This window comes from Virgibacillus salexigens, from assembly GCF_014905415.1.
GTDB lineage: Bacteria > Bacillota > Bacilli > Bacillales > Amphibacillaceae > Virgibacillus > Virgibacillus salexigens.
Genome location: NZ_BNEO01000006.1, coordinates 24,102 through 42,776, shown reverse-complemented (window position 1 = coordinate 42,776; position 18,675 = coordinate 24,102). Strand labels below are relative to the sequence as shown.

Sequence of the window (18,675 nt, the reverse complement as noted above, 5' to 3'; positions counted from 1 at the left end):
TAAAAAACTTTACAAAAATGTTATTGACAATGAGAATGAATCGGAGTAAATTATACTTTATCATAGGCACTTATTCATCGTAAGGATCAGTGATAGAGGCTACTGATAAACGCAGATTTTTGCCATGAACATGCAGAGCATAAACGGAACTTCGTTCTTTGATTCTGTGTGATGTTGAATGTTTAATAAAATAATGAATATCCAAACCTTTTAATCGCTTAATCTCAATGAGCGGGGGAACCATTTTTTGATAAGATGAAATACTTATCTAGGGGTGAATCTTACTTGCTAGTAAGATGGGATACTCTCAGTCCCTAATCCGACAGCTAACCCCGTAAGCGTCCATAAACACGAGAGAAAGGTCCAAGGGGTTACCTTTAGACCATTCTATTTGTAATGGTCTTTTTTATTACCATTATTTAATGAACTGTTTTTGGATAGAATGATAAAGGTATTTGCGATGGTTACACATGGGGAGGATATAGAAAGAAGGATGCAACTTGGGAAAACAATTTGCGGTTATTGGTCTAGGGAGATTCGGAAGTAATGTTTGTAAAGAATTATACCAGCTAGGACATGAAGTATTGGCAATTGATGCGAACGAAAATATTGTAGATAGATTAAAACATCATTCTTCTCATGCGGTAGTTGCGAATGCGACCGATGAAGCGATTCTGAAATCACTTGGTTTGAGAAATTTTGATTATGCAATTATTGCTATTGGTGAACATATTCAACCGAGTATTTTATGTACATTGATATTAAAAGAAATGGGTATCAAACAGGTATGGGTGAAAGCGCAGAATACACAACATCATAAAGTGCTGGAAAAAATAGGTGCAGATCGAATTATTCAGCCAGAGAAAGAAATGGGGATGCGAATTGCACATCAACTGGATTCTGAGAAAATCATTGATTATATTGAGCTGTCAAAAGAATACAGCATTGTGGAAGTCGTTGCTACTGCTAAGATAAGTAACCGCACATTAGTAGAAGTCGATGTTCGTAAGCGATTCGGCTGTACAGTTTTAGCAGTGAAACGAGACGAACAGGTTAATATATCTCCATTACCAAATGATTTTATATACGAAGGAGATATATTAGTTGTAATGGGGCATAAAAATGACATCAAACGATTTGAGAATAAAGGAATGTAAGCAATGATTAAAATCATTTCATTGCATCCATTAAGAGGAAAAACCATCCGTTTAAGCCCGCCACAGATTCTAGCGTTAGGATTTTTAGTATTTATTATAGTAGGGACGCTTTTATTAAAGTTACCATTTGCTACTACTGTTTCTGTTTCATGGTTAGATGCCCTGTTTACGGCAACTTCTGCGATTACGGTCACTGGTCTTGTTGTCGTTGATACAGGCAGTGCTTATAGCTTGTTTGGCGAGATTGTCATTATGAGTTTGATGCAGCTAGGCGGTTTAGGATTAATGACATTTTCTGTTTTGTTATTAATGATGCTTCGGAGAAAGGTTGGATTGCATCAACGGATTCTGACGCAGGAGTCATTAAATTTAAATGAGACCTCAATTGGTGGTTTGCTTCGATTAGTAAAACTATTATTTGTTTTTTCTATTGCCATAGAGGCTATTGCCTTTGTTTTATTATCTATACGCTGGATTCCTGAATATGGCTGGTCAGAGGGGATACATCAAAGTGTTTTTCATAGTATTTCTGCCTTCAATAATGCTGGTTTTTCGCTTTGGTCTGACAGCCTGTCTGGTTATGTTGGAGATCCTTTGGTTAATATTGTAATTACGGGATTATTTATTACAGGTGGTTTAGGCTTTACCGTTTTGGTGGATATCTGGGATAAAAAGAGCTTTCGAAAGCTATCGTTACATTCGAAATTAATGCTCGTCGGTACATTTATTATCAATATAACCGCGCTATTAACGCTATTTAGTTTAGAGTTTTCAAATCCTGAAACAATTGGTAGTTTTTCATTTACAGATAAGTTATGGGGTTCTTATTTCCAAGCAGTTACCCCCCGTACTGCTGGATTTAATTCACTACCTATAGCGGAAATGACAGTACCATCCATCTTATTTCTGATGTTACTAATGTTCATTGGCGCAGGAAGTGGTTCAACTGGAAGTGGAATTAAAGTAACGACATTTATCGTCATGTTATTAGCAACTGTCTCCTTTTTACGAGGTAAAAGCGAAACGACGGTATTTAATCGAATGATTAAGGTGCATACAATTGTGCGTGCACTATCGATTATGATTATTAGTATCTTAGCTATCTTTATCGCTGTTTTTATCCTGTCCATTACAGAAGCTGCACCGATTATGGAGATTATTTTTGAAGTGATATCTGCTTTCGGTACAGTTGGGTTATCAATGGGGTTAACAACAGATCTTACTTCATTTGGGAAATGCATTATTATGGTTATGATGTTTATTGGAAGGCTGGGACCACTAACATTGGCTTTTGTATTTGCTAGGCAGAAGCAATCATCTATTCGTCATCCGGAGGAAGAGGTGTTTACCGGTTAATTCAAGGTTTACAAAATAATCATACTTCAGTACAATAATAAAAAGTTTTAGCTAAAAGCAATGATGAGAAGAGTAGTTGAATAAGAGCTTCTGCAGAGACCTTCCATATGCTGAAAAGGAGGGAGTATCAAGTTCATTGAAACAAGTCTCGGAGCTGCACACAGGAGTTTTCTAATAGAATTGGAAGAGGATGGTGTGACGGGATCTCCCGTTATTGAGATAGAGTATAAGCATGCGATATTTTAGCTGCCGTACTTGATAAGATTTCTGTGGCGACACAGAAATAAACTGGGGTGGCACCGCGATTTTGGATTCCAAATCTCGCCCCCAAGACGATGTTCTTGGGGGTGGGGTTTTTTATTTTGATTTACTAGATGATGAATAACTTAGGGGGAATCTAAATGCGGTTAAAAGGATTGGTTCAAACTTGGCGCTATCCTGTTATCTTATTGTTCAGTATCGGCATTTCCGGTGTGGGGAATTGGGTTTATTTTATTGCTCTAAATCTTATCGTTCTAAACATGACAGGATCTGCACTTGCCGTTTCTGTTCTATATATTGTTAGAGCTTTGTCGACGGTATTCACTACCATTTGGTCGGGAACATTAATTGATCGTTTAAATAAAAAATACCTTATGAATCATACTAAATGTATTCCAAACGGTGCTAATTACGATATTACCTTTTGCGTCTTCTTTCGTGTTCATTTATTGTATGGTATTTATTATTACCATAGCTAGTTCTATGTATCATCCAACATCTATGACATACATTACGAAGTTAATACCGTCCAAACAAAGAAAACGATTTAATTCTTTACGCAGCTTACTTGATTCTGGAGCCTTTTTGACTGGTCCAGCAATTGCAGGCATGTTGTTTACCGTTGGTACCCCTAATATGGCTATTTTTATTAATGCTATTGCTTTGTTCCTATCAGCCTTATTTACACTAGCAATGCCTAATTTGGAGAAGTCTAGACAACTAGAAGGAACGATAAATAAAAAAATGTCGTTAGTGAAAGCTGATTGGAGTATTGTAATAAGCTTTAGTCTTCAAAACGTATACCTTATGATTGTCTATTTTTTATTTAGTGTCATGATCGTTATAATGACAGCTACGTTAGAAGCAGCCTTTGCAACCCAAGTGCTGTCTTTATCTGAAGGAGAATACGGGGTTTTAGTCAGTATTGCTGGTGCGGGAGTATTCGTAGGTTCTTTCATAAATACCATCGTAGTCGAGAAGATACCAACTTCTTGGTTGATTAGTGTAGGATCAATCATAACCGCAATTGGTTATGTTGTCTTCTCGATGTCTGTAACATTTTTGATTGCCTCCGTCGGCTGTTTTGTTTTATCATTTGCTACTGCCTTTGCAAATACTGGCTTTTATACATTTTATCAAAATAATATACCGGTCGATATGATGGGAAGAGTAGGAAGTATCTATGGATTTGCTGAAGCCTTTCTAATTATTTTAGCCACTGCCATATTTGGAGTTGCTGCTGAGCTTATACCAATTAGATGTATTGTTGTTTTTGGAGCTACCCTGATGTTGTTCGTAGCAATTACCCTATTTATTTGTGCAATTCGATCATCAAAAGCAGGGTATTATCAAAATGTTACAGCAAAGGCAGAAGAAATATAAGTATCTTTTGGCTCCTCAGTATATAAGTGTAGTTCGGGTAACCACAGATAGAATGCATCCACCTTGAAACAGGCTTACGTTCACATGGTTCAAGGTGGATCAGAAATTCAATAAAATGAAAAATGGATTTGGAATAACAGAAGGAATACATGAATCCAGTCTGGGAAGTAATTGGACCATGTATATGATTAGTAAGTAAAAACTTATTTGGTTATAGGAGCAAGTTCATCTTCTGTTACCCATTTGTGGTTTTTAACCGCCTCTCCATCTGTTGTGGATTGATAATCAACCATGTATACCGTTGTTTCTTTAGCTGAAGTTATCGTCGCAGTTGCTCCGACCATTCCTTCCATATGTGACGCGTTTATGGTTGCTGTTGAACCAGCATTAATCGGCTCTTGTTCTACATCAGCTAGCTCTTCACGAATAACCCATTTATGGTCTTCTACTTTTTCACCACCATTGGTTGGGGTGTAGGTTATTGTATATACGGTAGTATCATATGCGCCAGAAATGGTTGCTTTTGCACCATTCATCCCTGCCATGTGATCCGTTTCAATGGTGGCTTTACTTCCAACTTCATACTTTGGATTATCTGCCTCTTTCAAATCATCTGGTACCTCTCCAGAACTAGAATGATTCATACCTTCATGTCCATCGTGTTCACTAGAGGTAGCTTCTGTTTCTGTCGTTTGCTGTTCACCTGAGTTATCTGGCTCATCCTGACTATTGGAACAAGCGGTGAGTACGATGAGAGACAATAGGGAGATCAAGCCAATTACGTAAGCTTTTTTATTCATGCCGATAGTTCCTCCTGTGTTTATTTTGTCTATATTATTCTAGCCAATAAATTTGCAGATTATCTGCACTTTATATGACACCTTTTCTACAACAATAGGAAAATATATTTGCAAATATGCACAAAAAATTGATAATCAAGGATTAGTATAGATTATAGTTAAAGCAGATGAAGGGGATAGGAAAATGTTTAATAAGCTCTCTTTAAAGGTAGGGATTCTCTTCTTTTTCGTTATTGTAATTATTGAAGGGTTCCTTTATTTTGTTCTTTATATTAATTTAGCTAATGAGCGGATCGATGAAGTAATTGGAAATTTATTAGCTAGAGGGAACACACATCGTGAAGTATTGGAGGATAATTTCACACAAACCACCTTAGAACATGTTGGTTTAATGGAATCAACCTCTGATTTTGTCGTTGTCATTACAGATCCAGCAGGTGAGGTTATCGTGAACTCAGATCCTATTGATCCAGAAATGACAGAACTGATTCATAGCATAAATTATGATAAGATACCTACAGAGGGTATCGTTATAGAGGATCGTTGGAAGGATGAGCCATTTATTGCTACGGATAGTCCAATAAATATAAGTGGAGAACATCGTGGTCATGTGTTTATGTTTGCAAGTACCAATCAAGTGAAGAAAATCTTGAATCATCTAAGTGATCAATTTACCTTAATCGGATTAATTACAATTGGTTTGACCATCATTACGATTTTTTTACTCACACGGTTTATTACCCGTCCCTTATTAAATATGAAACATGCAACTGAACAATTAAGTAAAGGTAACCATCAAGTTGTATTACATACAGAGCGGAATGATGAACTTGGAGAACTTGCAAAATCAATTACATCATTATCAAATGATTTGGATCGAATGAAAAAGGAGAGGAATGAATTCCTTGCAAGTATCTCACATGAACTGCGAACACCTTTAACATATGTCAAAGGGTACGCAGATATTGTTCAACGTCAAGATCTAAAAGCTTCCGATCGAGAAGCGTATTTGGAGATTATTAGGGAAGAAACAACCCGGCTTTCCATGTTAATCAAACATTTGTTTGAATTAGCTAAAATGGATCAGCATACATTTACCATTCATCGAGAAAAGGTGCCTTTTCATCTGATATTAAAACCAATTGTTGATTTAATAAATCCTGTACTGACGAAGGAGAAATTAACCTTGGCGATTGCATGCCCTGAGAGCATAGAGGGAATTGTAGATCCAAACAGATTTCAACAAGTATTGTTAAATATTCTTGATAATGCAATAAAGCATACACATGAACACGGACATATTTCTTTGGAAGTAAAGCAACAAAAAGATCGCCTTCACATTTCGATTTCAGACAATGGCGAAGGTATACCGGAAAAGGAATTACCCTATATCTTTGATCGATTGTATCGAGTAGAAAAATCACGATCCAGAAAAAGCGGAGGCAGTGGTTTAGGGTTAACCATTGCCAGAGAAATAGTAGAGGCACATGGTGGTACAATTGATGCTTTCAGTAAAAAAGGTGCTGGTACAAGAGTAATAATTAAACTACCAAGGAGTGAGGTTGATGAATAGCATATTATTAGTTGATGATGAACAACGAATGTTAGATTTATTAGCTTTGTACTTAAAACCTCATGGTTATGTCTGCGCAAAGGTAAAAAGTGCCATGGAGGCACTAAACTATTTAGACAAAGAAAACGTTGACATCATACTGCTGGATATTATGATGCCTGAAATAAACGGATTGCAGTTATGCCGAACCATTCGAGATTTTTCTGATGTTCCTATCATTATGATTACCGCTAGAGATCAACAAGAGGATATTGTTAAAGGTCTACGATTAGGGGCGGATGATTATATTACCAAACCGTTTGATGAATCAGAGCTATTGGCCAGAATAGAAGCTTTAATAAGAAGGACAACGTCGAAGGCGCTTATTGAAGTAGACGGATTATTTTGGGACAAGGATCGGTTTGAGATTACCTATGATAATCAGGTCATTCCATTAACACCAAAAGAATTTCTGATGCTTGGTCATTTAATGAACCATCCGAATATCGTTGTTACTCGGGAGCGTTTCTTTGAATTCATTTGGGGGCTGCATGCAAGCACGGAAGCACGTACGATAGATTCTCATGTTCGTAATATACGAGATAAATTGAGAAAAGCAGGTTTCCCTATTGACCTTTACCTCAAAACAGTTTGGGGTATTGGCTATAAGTGGGTAGTACCCAAAGGAAAAACAGATCGCATCTAATGCGATCTGTTTTCCTTCATTACATTAAGCTGCTTTACATGCTTCTGCACAAGTAAAGCATTTTTCTGCGCAATGCTGACAATGATTATGTGCATGTTTCTTGCATTCTTTTCCACATGCTTCACAAATAGCGGCACAAACATTCGTTAGTTCAGATAAGAATGGGGTACCTCTTGTGATTGCTTGTTCTACATAACCACAAATATCTGCGCATTCTCTATCTAATTGAATACATGTTGTCATCATCTTTATATCTTCCTCCTGAAGACATGCATTATAACAATGATTACATGCTGTCATACATTCATGCAATGTGCTAATAAGTTCTTGTTGTTGGTGTGGCATTCGAATCCTCCTGTTTTACTTTATCATGAATTAGGATCCCCTAGAATTTTATAAATAACCACACAGATTATTCTGTTAGACTTAAAGAAAAAGAAGCGTGAAGGAGGAATGTTAAGGTGAAGGACCAATGGCTGAAGTGGGCTCAAAGGATACAAGCATTATCACAGGCTGGGCTAACATTCTCAAGGGATGCATTCGATCGAGAACGGTATGAAGAACTTCGGAAGATTAGTAAAGAAATGATGGCGTTACAATCAGAGCTAACGATGCAACAGCTAAATCTTTTGTTTGATAAGGAACAAGGATATCCAACTCCAAAAGTTGATGTTAGAGGGGTGGTATTTAAAGACAATACAATATTAATGGTTCGTGAAAAAATGGATGATAAATGGTCTCTGCCGGGAGGTTTTTGTGAGGTAGGGCTTTCTCCAAGTGAAAATATTGCAAAAGAAATAAACGAAGAATCCGGCTATCATGTCGTTCCAATTAAATTACTCTCCTTATTAGATACGAATAAACATGAACATCCACCGCAGCCATTTCACTATTATAAAATATTCATACAATGCGAAATAGTCGGCGGATCGCAGCAGATTGGAATAGAAACCAATGATATTGCTTTTTTCTCTGAGAATCATTTACCGAATCTTTCGTTACGAAGAAATACACAAGAACAAATTCACATGCTCTTTGAATTTTATCGTAATCCTAATAAATCAACAGTTATCGATTAAAATAGTAAATCAGAGATTCGAGAAAGGTCATGCAGGGAACAAATAAGTAATTGTAGAAATTATACCTAAAACAATATTAATTGAGGGGGAAACAAGATGGGTTCCGACGTTTTAATCGTAGGTGCAGGTCCTACTGGTCTGGCGTTGGCTTTAAGTATGGCAAAACAAGGTGTGTCCACAAAGATTATTGATAAAGCAGCAGGACCTGGTACTGCATCTCGAGCGATGGCTGTTATGCCGAGAACATTAGAGTTTTATGATCAATTTGGATTTGCGGATGAAATGGTTACAGAGAGTATTAAAATAGAAAATATCAACCTTTATGTAGATGGTAAGAAACGAGCCAGAATGCATGTGGGATCATTAGGGGAAGGAATAAGCAACTACACGTCACCGTTTAGTTTTCCGCAAGATGAGCATGAGAAATTATTGCTGAAAAAACTAAGCTCCTTTGGGGTTACGGTAGAGTGGAATACAGAGTTGATTTCTTTTCAAGAAAGACAGAATAATGTTACAGCAACCTTACAGAGTTACGATGAAACGGTGGAGGAAGTGTTTTTATATGTATGTGGTTGTGATGGTGCTGGAAGTGCTGTTCGCCAAGAAATACAAGCAGATTTTCCTGGAGGAACTTATGAAGAGAAGTTTTATGTAATGGATATTAAAGCTACAGGAAAACCCGTAGGGTCTCATAATTTGTCTTTATGTTTGCGTGATAATTCATTTGTAGTTCTATTACCCGTAAGGAGCACTGGTACAACCAGAGCAATTGGTGTGTTCCCCCCACAAATGTCCATGCAATCGGATGCTGGTGACAATGAACAATTGGTGTCATTTATTGAAAAAGCATATCAATTGCAAGTCAGCGATGTGAATTGGTTTTCCTCTTATAACGTTCATCATCGAGTTGCTAGTCATTTTCGAAAAGGGAGAGCATTCCTCGTCGGTGATGCTGCGCATATTCATAGTCCTGCGGGTGGACAAGGAATGAATACAGGGATTGGCGATGCAATGAATCTTGGCTGGAAGCTTGCAGGGGTGATACAGGGAAAAAGTAACCTTAAACTTCTGGATACTTTTGAACAGGAAAGAAAAAGCTTTGCCGAACGATTAGTGAATACTACGGATCAAGCCTTTACTAGAGTTGTATCAAAACGCTTGTTGGACCGTGTTTTACGCAAGCAACTGGCACCTGTTGCTATCCCTTTTATTAATCGTTCCAACCGAATTAGACAAGGCCTATTTCGGGTTATCTCTCAGACTCAAATTTCATATCCAAATAGTTCGATAAGTAAGGGGGAAGTTGGGGATATTCAAGCAGGGGATCGACTCCCATATACAAAGGAGAATTACAAATCATTACAAATGGTTGATTGGCAAGTTCATATTTATGGTTCTGCAACTTCGAAAATGCAACATTTTTGTTATGAAAATGGGATAAAGCTCTATACATTCAGTTTTGATTCGATTGCAGAAGGGAAAGGATTACAGAAAGAAGCAATATACTTAATAAGACCAGATGGCCATATTGGGTTTACCAATTCCCATCAAGATATTAATAAACTGAAAGCTTACCTTGATCACTGGGGTATCATTCCATTTCGGAAAACAAAATCAAATAGTTAAAATATGGAATTGAGCCCTTTTATTAAAAGGGTTCAATTTTATTGTTTGACAATTACCTTAGGGGGGTATAGTATTTGTGTATAGGATTTATATATAAAATAATAATAACTTATTAAATAGAGGAGGCTATATAATGGAACACGAGAACCATAACCATACAAACCATCAACATCACGATAGTGTAGAAAATGAGCATTCACACGGACATCATCATGGTGGACATGATCACAGCCATATGGTAGATGATTTTAAAAAGCGGTTTTTTATATCAATTGTTATCACGATTCCAATTCTTGCATTATCTCCGATGATCCAGGGGTTTCTAGGTGTAGATTGGCGTTTTCCGTTTGATTACTATATTCTATTTGCGTTATCTACCTTTGTCTTTTTCTATGGTGGATGGCCATTTATTACCGGAGCTATCGATGAATTAAAAGATCGCAGTCCTGGAATGATGACATTAATTGGGCTTGCTATTGTAGTTGCTTATGGTTATAGTACTTTAACCGTATTTGGCTGGGAAGGTAAGGACTTCTTTTGGGAATTAGCAACGTTAATTGATATTATGCTCCTCGGTCACTGGGTAGAAATGCGCTCGGTAATGGGAGCCTCCAATGCACTTGAACAACTGGTTAAACTAATGCCTAATGAAGCGCATAAAATAGATGAAAATAATGACAACGTACAAGATGTGCCTTTGGCCAATTTAGTAAATGGCGATTATGTATTAGTGAAACCCGGAGAAAAGGTACCGGTAGATGGATTGATCATTGAAGGGAAATCTGCCGTTGATGAATCCTTACTAACAGGTGAATCTGTACCGATAGAGAAATCGAAAGGCGATGAAGTTATTGGCGGCTCCGTGAATAAAGAAGGTTCATTAACAGTCCAAGTAGAGAAAACAGGAGAAGATTCATTCTTATCGCAAGTTGTTACTATGGTAAAAGAAGCTCAAGAATCCAAATCAAAAACACAGGATCTGACAAATCGAGCGGCAAAGTGGTTGTTTTACTTAGCGCTATTTGCTGGATTTGTAACCTTAGTTATTTGGCTGCTATTAGGGTATCCGTTTGATGTTGCTATTGAACGAATGGTGACTGTGATGGTTATTACATGTCCACATGCTTTAGGTTTAGCTGCTCCTTTAGTTGTTGCGGTATCGACATCAATTTCAGCAAAGAAAGGTTTGCTTATTCGTAACCGAGCTAATTTCGAAGGAGCAAGAAATTTGAACGCTGTCGTATTTGATAAAACTGGAACATTGACAAGGGGTGAGTTCGGTGTAACGGATATTGTTACTAACGATTCACATCAAGAGGAGGACGTAATAGCATATGCTGCAAGCATTGAACAACATTCAGAACACCCGATAGCTACAGGTATTATTCAGGCAGCGAAGGATAAGCAAATAACTTGGAGTAAAGTGGCTGATTTTGAATCGATTACCGGCAAAGGAATTCAAGGAACGGTAGATGGAAAGGTTGTCAATGTTGTTAGTCCTAAATATGTTCAAGAGAAACAATTTAAATATGATAAAGAGGTTTTCGAACAACTTTCTGAGGAAGGTAAGACAGTTGTATTTGTGTTAGTAAATGAATCGATAATCGGAATGATTGCATTGGCAGATATGATTCGGGAAACCGCAAAAGAGGCAGTTGCATCACTTAATAAACAAGGAATTCATCCCATTATGCTAACAGGTGATAATCAGAAAGTAGCCAATTGGGTGGCTGATCAATTAGGGATTGATGAGGTATATGCTGAAGTAATGCCAGATGATAAAGCAAATCAAGTGAAAAAAATTAGACAAAAGGGTTGGAAAGTCGCTATGACTGGTGATGGTGTTAATGATGCTCCAGCACTCGCTACAGCTGATTTAGGAATTGCAATTGGGGCAGGCACTGACGTAGCGATGGAGACTGCTGATGTCGTACTTGTAAGAAGTAATCCAAATGATGTTGTTGCCTTAATGGACTTATCGCAAAAGACATATCGAAAAATGGTCCAAAATCTTTGGTGGGCGGCAGGATATAATATATTTTCTATCCCGCTGGCAGCAGGTATACTGGCTCCAATTGGTATTATTCTGAGTCCAGCTGTTGGGGCTGTACTAATGAGTTTAAGTACTATCATTGTTGCCATTAATGCCAAGTTATTAAAGGCGTAAGAACAGAAAATCGAGTGATGCACAAAGCTTTTAGTTTTAAAACTTGCATAAAGAAGAGCCAAGACTTGAGCTTGGCTCTTTGTTTATTCTATTCTAATATTTTATCTACAATACCATATGCTTTTGCCTCTTCAGCGCTCAAAAAGAAGTCTCTATCTGTGTCTTTAGCTATTTTTTCATATGGCTGGCCGGATTTTTCAGCAATAAATTGATTAATCTCTTTCCGTTGATTAATGATTCGCTTGGCATAGATATTCATATCGGCTGCTTGGCCTTTCATTCCGCCATGTGGCTGGTGAATCATAACTTCTGAATGCGGAAGTGCGATTCGCTTACCTTTTGTACCACCAACAAGTAGGACTGCAGCAAAGGATGCTGCCATTCCCGTACATATAGTTTGAACATCTGGCTTAATATGAGTCATCGTATCTAGGATAGAAAATCCAGCAGAAACAGAACCCCCTGGACTGTTTATATACATAGATATATCAGCTTTAGCATCTTGAGATGCGAGAAATAATAATTGTGCTGTGATGCTATTTGCTAACGTATCATCGATTTCAGAACCAATAAATACAATTCGGTCTTTTAAGAGCCTTGAATAAATGTCATAGCTTCGCTCACCGTGATTTGATTGTTCCACAACATATGGAATTGGTACGCTCATTTGTAAAAACACCTGCCTTTTTTGATAAAAGGTCATTGAAAAAGGATGAAATTACTGTGAGTTTCTCATATGAATTAAGCAGCCATTTTGCATTCCATAGGAGTAGTAGTTGTTTGTTGTTGGGCGTATAATGAACGAACGGTAGCATTGTCTGTCAATAAGCTGGCCAGTAACTGCGTATCTTCTGTTTGTAGAGCAGTTATATAAAGCTGCACGCGAAGTACTTGATCCTCTTCTATAGGGGGGTCCATGTCAATATTTTCTCTAACATGAGATTTAACCTTTTGACGTGCTCTGAAAAGATTGGCCTTCACTGCACCAACACTTAAATTTGTTAATTGGGCTACCTCTTTTAGACTACAATGACAGACGTCTGCTAATAAAAATACAATTTGTTGGTTAATGGTTAATGTTGAGGCGAGCTGATTTAATATGGGAACAAGAGATATACTTGCGATGTTATCTGTTTGTTCATCTACGGGCTGCTCATCATCTTGATATGGTATCGTAGTATGTTTTCTTTTACGGCATTCGTCGATCCATGTATTTCTGGCAATTGTTGAAAAATAAGCTTTTGTTAATGAGCCCTGCTTTTTCTTTTGCCAATACGTAAACGATTTTAGCCAAGTGGTTTGCATTAAATCTTCGGCCTCATAAGAATCCTTTGTGTAAAATAAACAAGCTTTCCATATCGAGGGTGCATACTCTCTCCAAGCATGATGAAAATACTCATTCATGAAAAACACTCCTTTTTCAATTTCCCCTTTCATTTATGAAAACGAAAAAAAGGCAGAAAAAGATACGTATTAAAATGAAAAATGTAAGGCTGACGGTAAAAAAGAGGAGGTAAGAAGTGAGGAAATAGAAAATACCTGTTGCACCGAGGATAGAAACATGGTATGATTAACAGGTTACGAACAAAAATAATATAATTTATATGTATATCCAATTATATTATAACCTTTTCGTTTTGTAAAGTCAATACAAATGATCAAATTGATTTGAATGGGGTTGGTAAATGTGAGCAAAGAAGGTCAAACTTGGCAAATAGAACAGCGTCGGGTGGATAAAGTAATTAATGAAATTAACAAAAAGGAAGATCAACTTGCATTACGCGCCACCGATTTAAAGGATAGCGTTATTGAGTTACGTGAAACATTTTGGGATGATGTAACTGTTAATTTAGATGAACCAGATGATGTGATTGAAACAGAAGCAAGTATTAAACAGCAAGCTGAGCTATTAAAACAAAAAGAACTGGTTCACGGAAATATAGATGACGAACGTAAAACCTTGAAACAATTAAAAGATAATCCATATTTTGGGAGAATTGACTTTAAAGAAGATGATGAGTCGAGTAAAGAAGCGTTGTATATTGGAATTTCTTCGTTAATGGATGCTGCTGAAGAAGATTTTTTAATTTATGATTGGCGTGCTCCTATATCAAGCCTGTATTATGATCATTCACTAGGTAAGGCTTCATACGAGACCTTAGATGGAGAAGTTACCGGAGAAATTACTTTAAAACGACAATTCATTATCCGAAATAGTCAAATAAAAGGTATGTTTGATACAGGATTAACAATTGGAGATCAATTATTACAAGAAGCTTTAGGGAATAATGCAAGTACGACAATGAAAAGTATTGTTTCTACCATCCAAAAGGAACAAAACAAAATTATTCGAAACGAACAAAGCAAATACCTACTTGTTCAAGGGGTTGCTGGAAGTGGTAAAACATCTGCTGCCTTACAGAGAATTGCCTACCTCATGTATCGTTATCGAAAAGAATTGAATCCAGAAAATGTTATGCTGTTCTCACCTAATCCGTTATTTACAAGTTATATCAATAATGTTCTACCAGAGCTAGGAGAAGCAAATGTGAAGCAGGTAACTTTTTTTGATTATTTGCAAGACAAGATAGGGAATAAGTTCACAATTGAATCTCCTTTTGCTCAAATGGAATATACGTTAACGAAAACAGAAGACATCCATTTTAATCGTCGATTATCTAACATTGGGTATAAGTCAACGCTAGCATTTATGAAATTAATTGATGAATACTTGTTCTCGCTGCTTACAGAAGGAGTTCAATTTAAAAATATCTCTTTTCGTAAGGAAGTTCTTATCTCCAAACACCGAATCAGCGAGTATTTCTATTCATTGGATAAGCACATGACTTTGCCTAATCGACTAGAATTGGTTGTGCGATGGTTGGTTAAAGAGCTGCGTCCATTCCAAAAAGCCGAAGTGAAAAAGGATTGGGTAGAAGAAAAAATCGAGCTTTTAGATAAAGAAGCCTATGTGAAAGCTTATTATGAATCACAGAAACAGGAGAATGAAAGTGCTGCGAATGAAGAGTTGATTTTAAGGAAAGTCGTCGTCGCAAAGATGTTTGGTTCGTTAAAACAACAAATTCAACAGTTTGCTTTTGTAGATGTGTCGGGTACGTATTATCAGATGTTTGCAGATTGGAAATCGGATAATAAGCCAGAAGAGTGGCAATCCCTTGCAAAACAAACGAAGAAAAATTTGGAAAAGAAACATTTATATTGGGAGGAAGCAGCCCCGTATGCTTACTTTAAAGGGAGATTACTTGGGCATACTTCTGACCGACAAGTGCGCCAATTATTTATTGATGAAACACAAGATTACGCTTCTTCTCAATTCGCTTATATACAGCATATGTTCCCTTACACGAATATGACGTTGTTAGGAGACATTAATCAAGCAATTTATGTTCAAATGACGAAGGAAAACCCGTTAATCCCAAGTTTGGCTGGTAGGAATGCAGAAAGAATAACGTTAACAAAAAGCTATCGATCAACAAAGCAAATCGTTGAATTTACAAAACATTTTGCTCCAGGGAATGAAGAAATTGAGCCATTTGAAAGAGAGGGGAAGAAGCCAAGAGTTATCATGGTCAATGACAATGCGGAGGTAATAAAAAGGATTAACGAACAAGTAAACAAATTAACAGAACAAGGCTATGAGAGCACAGCTATTATTTGTAAAACCATGCAAGAAAGTGAGATTATTTATTCTGCATTGAAGGATCACATGGATGTAACGTTATTATCGGAGGATACCTATTCATTAACTAAAGGGTTACTTATTGTGCCGATATATTTAGCAAAAGGGATAGAGTTTGATGCAGTTATAATTCCTGACGCTTCGTCAGAACATTATACGTTATCGGAGCGTTCTTTGTTTTATACAGCATGTACACGAGCGATGCATGAGCTTGTAATAATAAATCCAATGTCTCCCAATGTGTTTATTAAAGAGGCAGTAACGTCTACGTATGAGCAAATTATTCGATAGCTAAGAAACCCTAACTATAAAAAAGTTAGGGTTTCTTAGCTATCCTGTTCTTTAATTAATTTTAAGTAAAAGTGCTTGATTTATTTGTGAATATACTATAGGTTTACTTTGTGCAACATTTATACATTCGGTAAATTATTATTCCTTTAGGTAATTAAATTTCCTGAAGGAGTAACAGCGATGATTCAGGTAATTCAATATGCTCTTCTGGGGTGGTAGCCGGAAGAGCACCCCTTTTTATAGAAGTAATTCATGTTATATCTATAATCGATTAAGATGCTAAAAAAGAAGGAAAGTAGCTATTACAAAACATATACGATAAGAGCCATGCCTGAACAAAGTATTTTCTGTTCAGGTTTTTTCTTGTAGAAAACGGATAAAAGAGCAAATATAGTTGATCGAAAATGTTAAAAAACTATTTGACAAAGTATACCTTTTCCCATAAAATTTTAGATGATATTAATAATCATTCTCAATTAAAATAAATCTAATCTAGAAAGAGGAGGCGTTATTTTCTGTTTTTTGTTGTTTTCATTAGTTAAAAGAGAGAAGGAGTAAAAAATGAAAGCGAAATTATTTATATTTACGATTGTATGTCTATTATTAATTGTCTTATCTGCTTGTGGTAGTAGTGCTAGCAGTGATTCGGAAGAGTCTGCTGAGAATACTCAAAAAAATACAGAAGCAAGTAGTGGAAATGAAGAGGAAAAAACAGTTACATATTTAGAAGAAGAATATACGGTTCCTTCTGAGACAGACAAAATTGCTGCAGCCAGTTTAGAAGCGATGGAAGATGCAGCTATGTTAGATGTACAACCGATTGGTGCCATTACTTATGCGGGAGAATTGCCAAGTTATCTAGCAGAAGATCTTGAGGGTGCGGAATCAATTGGAGAAAAAACCCAGCCTAATTATGAAACATTGTTAAGTATGAAACCGGATGTAATATTGGGGAGTTCTAAGTTCCCTGCCGATGTAACGGAACAATTAAACAAAGTTGCAACGACGATTCCTGTCTCACATATCTCTACGAACTGGGAGAATAACTTAAATTTAATGGCAGAGTTAACAGGAAAACAGGATGAAGCAGAAAAGGTTATTAACGGTTATAAAGAAGATGTAGAAAAAATCTCAAGTTCTGTGGAATCAATGGTTGATGAAAAAGTACTTGTGATTCGAGTGCGCAGCGGTAACTTATTTGTTTATCCACAAGATGTATATTTAAATCCTGTCTTATATAATGAGTTAGGAATTTCTGTGCCTGAGGAGATTAAATCTGTAGAAGCGCAGGAGATGATATCCTTAGAACAACTAGCGGAAATAAATCCGGATCACATCTTTTTACAATTTGCAGAAGATGAAAATGCGGACCAGCCAAATATGTTGGAAGATTTAAAAGAGAATCAAATCTGGAAAAGTGTAAAAGCAGTTAATGAAGATAATGTCTACGTGAATACAGTAGACCCATTAGCCCAAGGTGGAACAGCGTGGAGCAAGACTAAATTCCTTCAAGGTGTACAGGAGAATTTAGCGGAATAAAACATAAGGTGCGTAGAAGTTATGAGGAAAATAAGTAATGTGCATATGCTTATATTAGGAACAGCACCTATATTTGTTATCTTAATCACTTGTTTATCCGTTATTTATGGAACAAAACCAATTGAATTAAGTACAGTTTGGGAAGCTGTAGTAGATTATGATGCTGAAAATGTTGATCATGCGATTATTATGACGTCGCGTATACCTAGAACGATCGGGGCAATTGTAGTAGGGGCATTTCTAGCCATATCGGGAGCTGTGATGCAGGGGATGACAAGAAATTATCTTGCGTCCCCTTCCATTATGGGAGTAACAGATGGTTCTGCGTTTGTAATAACAATTTGTATGGTATGGCTTCCAGGTATGTCGTCTATGCAAATGATTCTTTATTCAATGGTAGGGTCATTAATAGGTGCCGCCATTGTATTTGGATTCGGTTCACTTATCCGAAATGGTCTTTCGCCTGTAAGGCTAGCAATCATTGGAACGGTTATTGGTACTTTTTTAAGTAGTATCTCTTCAGCTATTTCTACGTATTTCCAAGTATCCCAAAATGTTAGTTTTTGGTACAATGCACGACTACATCAAGTTGATCCAGAAATGTTAAAATTAGTAATCCCCATTGGATTAACTGGGATTCTATTAATAATTTTTCTTTCTAAATCAATTACGATTCTATCGCTTGGTCATGAGGTCTCTGTAAATTTAGGTCAACGGACAAAATTTGTAAAAGCCTTTGCTATTTTAGCAGTGGTTATGCTGACAGGGACGGCAGTAGCATTAGTAGGGAAAATTGGCTTTGTCGGGCTTATTATTCCACATATTACGAGATTCCTAGTTGGTGTAGACTATCGATGGATTATTCCATGTGCAGGAGTTATTGGTGGTATTTTCTTAGCACTATGTGATTTATTAAGTAGGTTTGTTAATTATCCATTTGAGACACCGATTGGCGTCATTACCGCTTTTATTGGTATTCCTTTCTTCCTTTATTTAATACGAACTAAAGGAGGAGAGAAACATGCCTAACTATTTGAACGGTCGTTTTATCCTCACCA

At 36.8% G+C, this 18,675-nt stretch carries 14 protein-coding genes, 1 pseudogene, 1 riboswitch and 1 other annotated feature; of the genes and pseudogenes, 11 read left to right on the top strand and 4 right to left on the bottom strand.

The window, feature by feature from the left end:
* The first annotated feature begins 205 nt into the window (after window positions 1-205).
* A riboswitch (cyclic di-AMP (ydaO/yuaA leader) is annotated at window positions 206-357 on the top strand.
* Between the two features lie 143 nt (window positions 358-500).
* The 3 genes and pseudogenes from JKP73_RS18835 to JKP73_RS18825 all read left to right on the top strand — a co-directional run bounded on the left by JKP73_RS18835 (window position 501) and on the right by JKP73_RS18825 (window position 4,157).
* The gene (locus tag JKP73_RS18835) at window positions 501-1,157 is read left to right on the top strand and encodes a potassium channel family protein (protein ID WP_021290517.1); all 657 of its coding nucleotides are present in this window, start codon (window positions 501-503) and stop codon (window positions 1,155-1,157) included.
* A 3-nt stretch (window positions 1,158-1,160) separates the two neighbouring features.
* On the top strand, window positions 1,161-2,513 hold the full coding sequence (locus JKP73_RS18830; RefSeq protein ID WP_160807550.1) for a TrkH family potassium uptake protein: 1,353 nt from the start codon (window positions 1,161-1,163) through the stop codon (window positions 2,511-2,513).
* 51 nt (window positions 2,514-2,564) lie between these two features.
* Window positions 2,565-2,845 (top strand) — a binding site (T-box leader).
* Window positions 2,846-2,914: 69 nt separating this feature from the next.
* A pseudogene (locus JKP73_RS18825) lies at window positions 2,915-4,157 on the top strand (MFS transporter).
* A gap of 203 nt (window positions 4,158-4,360) precedes the next feature.
* Here JKP73_RS18825 and JKP73_RS18820 read toward each other — a convergent pair.
* The gene (locus tag JKP73_RS18820) at window positions 4,361-4,957 is read right to left on the bottom strand and encodes a YdhK family protein (protein ID WP_021290520.1); all 597 of its coding nucleotides are present in this window, start codon (window positions 4,955-4,957) and stop codon (window positions 4,361-4,363) included.
* Between the two features lie 184 nt (window positions 4,958-5,141).
* Between JKP73_RS18820 and JKP73_RS18815 the strand changes: the two genes are divergently transcribed.
* Complete coding sequence (locus JKP73_RS18815; RefSeq protein ID WP_200411664.1) at window positions 5,142-6,530, top strand: HAMP domain-containing sensor histidine kinase; 1,389 nt, start codon at window positions 5,142-5,144, stop codon at window positions 6,528-6,530.
* On the top strand, window positions 6,523-7,215 hold the full coding sequence (locus JKP73_RS18810) for a response regulator transcription factor (protein ID WP_200411663.1): 693 nt from the start codon (window positions 6,523-6,525) through the stop codon (window positions 7,213-7,215). Before JKP73_RS18815 ends, JKP73_RS18810 begins: the two co-directional genes overlap by 8 nt.
* 24 nt (window positions 7,216-7,239) lie before the next feature.
* Here the strand turns inward: JKP73_RS18810 and JKP73_RS18805 are convergent, their stop codons facing one another.
* Window positions 7,240-7,560, bottom strand: a complete 321-nt coding sequence (locus JKP73_RS18805; protein ID WP_021290523.1) for a four-helix bundle copper-binding protein — start codon at window positions 7,558-7,560, stop codon at window positions 7,240-7,242.
* Between the two features lie 116 nt (window positions 7,561-7,676).
* Between JKP73_RS18805 and JKP73_RS18800 the strand changes: the two genes are divergently transcribed.
* The 3 genes from JKP73_RS18800 (at window position 7,677) to JKP73_RS18790 (ending at window position 12,087) form a co-directional block, all read left to right on the top strand.
* On the top strand, window positions 7,677-8,294 hold the full coding sequence (locus JKP73_RS18800; protein ID WP_021290524.1) for an NUDIX hydrolase: 618 nt from the start codon (window positions 7,677-7,679) through the stop codon (window positions 8,292-8,294).
* A 96-nt stretch (window positions 8,295-8,390) separates the two neighbouring features.
* Window positions 8,391-9,920, top strand: a complete 1,530-nt coding sequence (locus JKP73_RS18795) for an FAD-dependent monooxygenase (RefSeq protein ID WP_021290525.1) — start codon at window positions 8,391-8,393, stop codon at window positions 9,918-9,920.
* Between the two features lie 133 nt (window positions 9,921-10,053).
* On the top strand, window positions 10,054-12,087 hold the full coding sequence (locus JKP73_RS18790) for a heavy metal translocating P-type ATPase (protein ID WP_021290526.1): 2,034 nt from the start codon (window positions 10,054-10,056) through the stop codon (window positions 12,085-12,087).
* Between the two features lie 88 nt (window positions 12,088-12,175).
* Here JKP73_RS18790 and JKP73_RS18785 read toward each other — a convergent pair whose 3' ends face one another.
* Both JKP73_RS18785 and JKP73_RS18780 read right to left on the bottom strand, forming a co-directional pair.
* Window positions 12,176-12,754, bottom strand: coding sequence for an ATP-dependent Clp protease proteolytic subunit (locus tag JKP73_RS18785; protein ID WP_021290527.1), 579 nt, complete (start codon window positions 12,752-12,754; stop codon window positions 12,176-12,178).
* Window positions 12,755-12,828: 74 nt separating this feature from the next.
* Complete coding sequence (locus JKP73_RS18780; RefSeq protein ID WP_021290528.1) at window positions 12,829-13,491, bottom strand: RNA polymerase sigma factor; 663 nt, start codon at window positions 13,489-13,491, stop codon at window positions 12,829-12,831.
* Window positions 13,492-13,774: 283 nt separating this feature from the next.
* Here JKP73_RS18780 and helD point away from each other — a divergent pair, with 283 nt between their 5' ends.
* The 3 genes from helD to JKP73_RS18765 all read left to right on the top strand — a co-directional run bounded on the left by helD (window position 13,775) and on the right by JKP73_RS18765 (window position 18,646).
* Window positions 13,775-16,078 (top strand): RNA polymerase recycling motor HelD, encoded by a 2,304-nt coding sequence (gene helD / locus JKP73_RS18775; protein WP_234447139.1) that lies wholly within the window; start codon window positions 13,775-13,777, stop codon window positions 16,076-16,078.
* A gap of 561 nt (window positions 16,079-16,639) precedes the next feature.
* Window positions 16,640-17,617, top strand: coding sequence for an ABC transporter substrate-binding protein (locus JKP73_RS18770; RefSeq protein ID WP_200411661.1), 978 nt, complete (start codon window positions 16,640-16,642; stop codon window positions 17,615-17,617).
* Between the two features lie 21 nt (window positions 17,618-17,638).
* Window positions 17,639-18,646 carry a FecCD family ABC transporter permease gene (locus tag JKP73_RS18765; RefSeq protein WP_200411660.1) on the top strand — a complete coding sequence of 336 codons (1,008 nt, stop codon included), beginning with the start codon at window positions 17,639-17,641 and terminating at the stop codon, window positions 18,644-18,646.
* The last annotated feature ends 29 nt before the right edge of the window (window positions 18,647-18,675 follow it).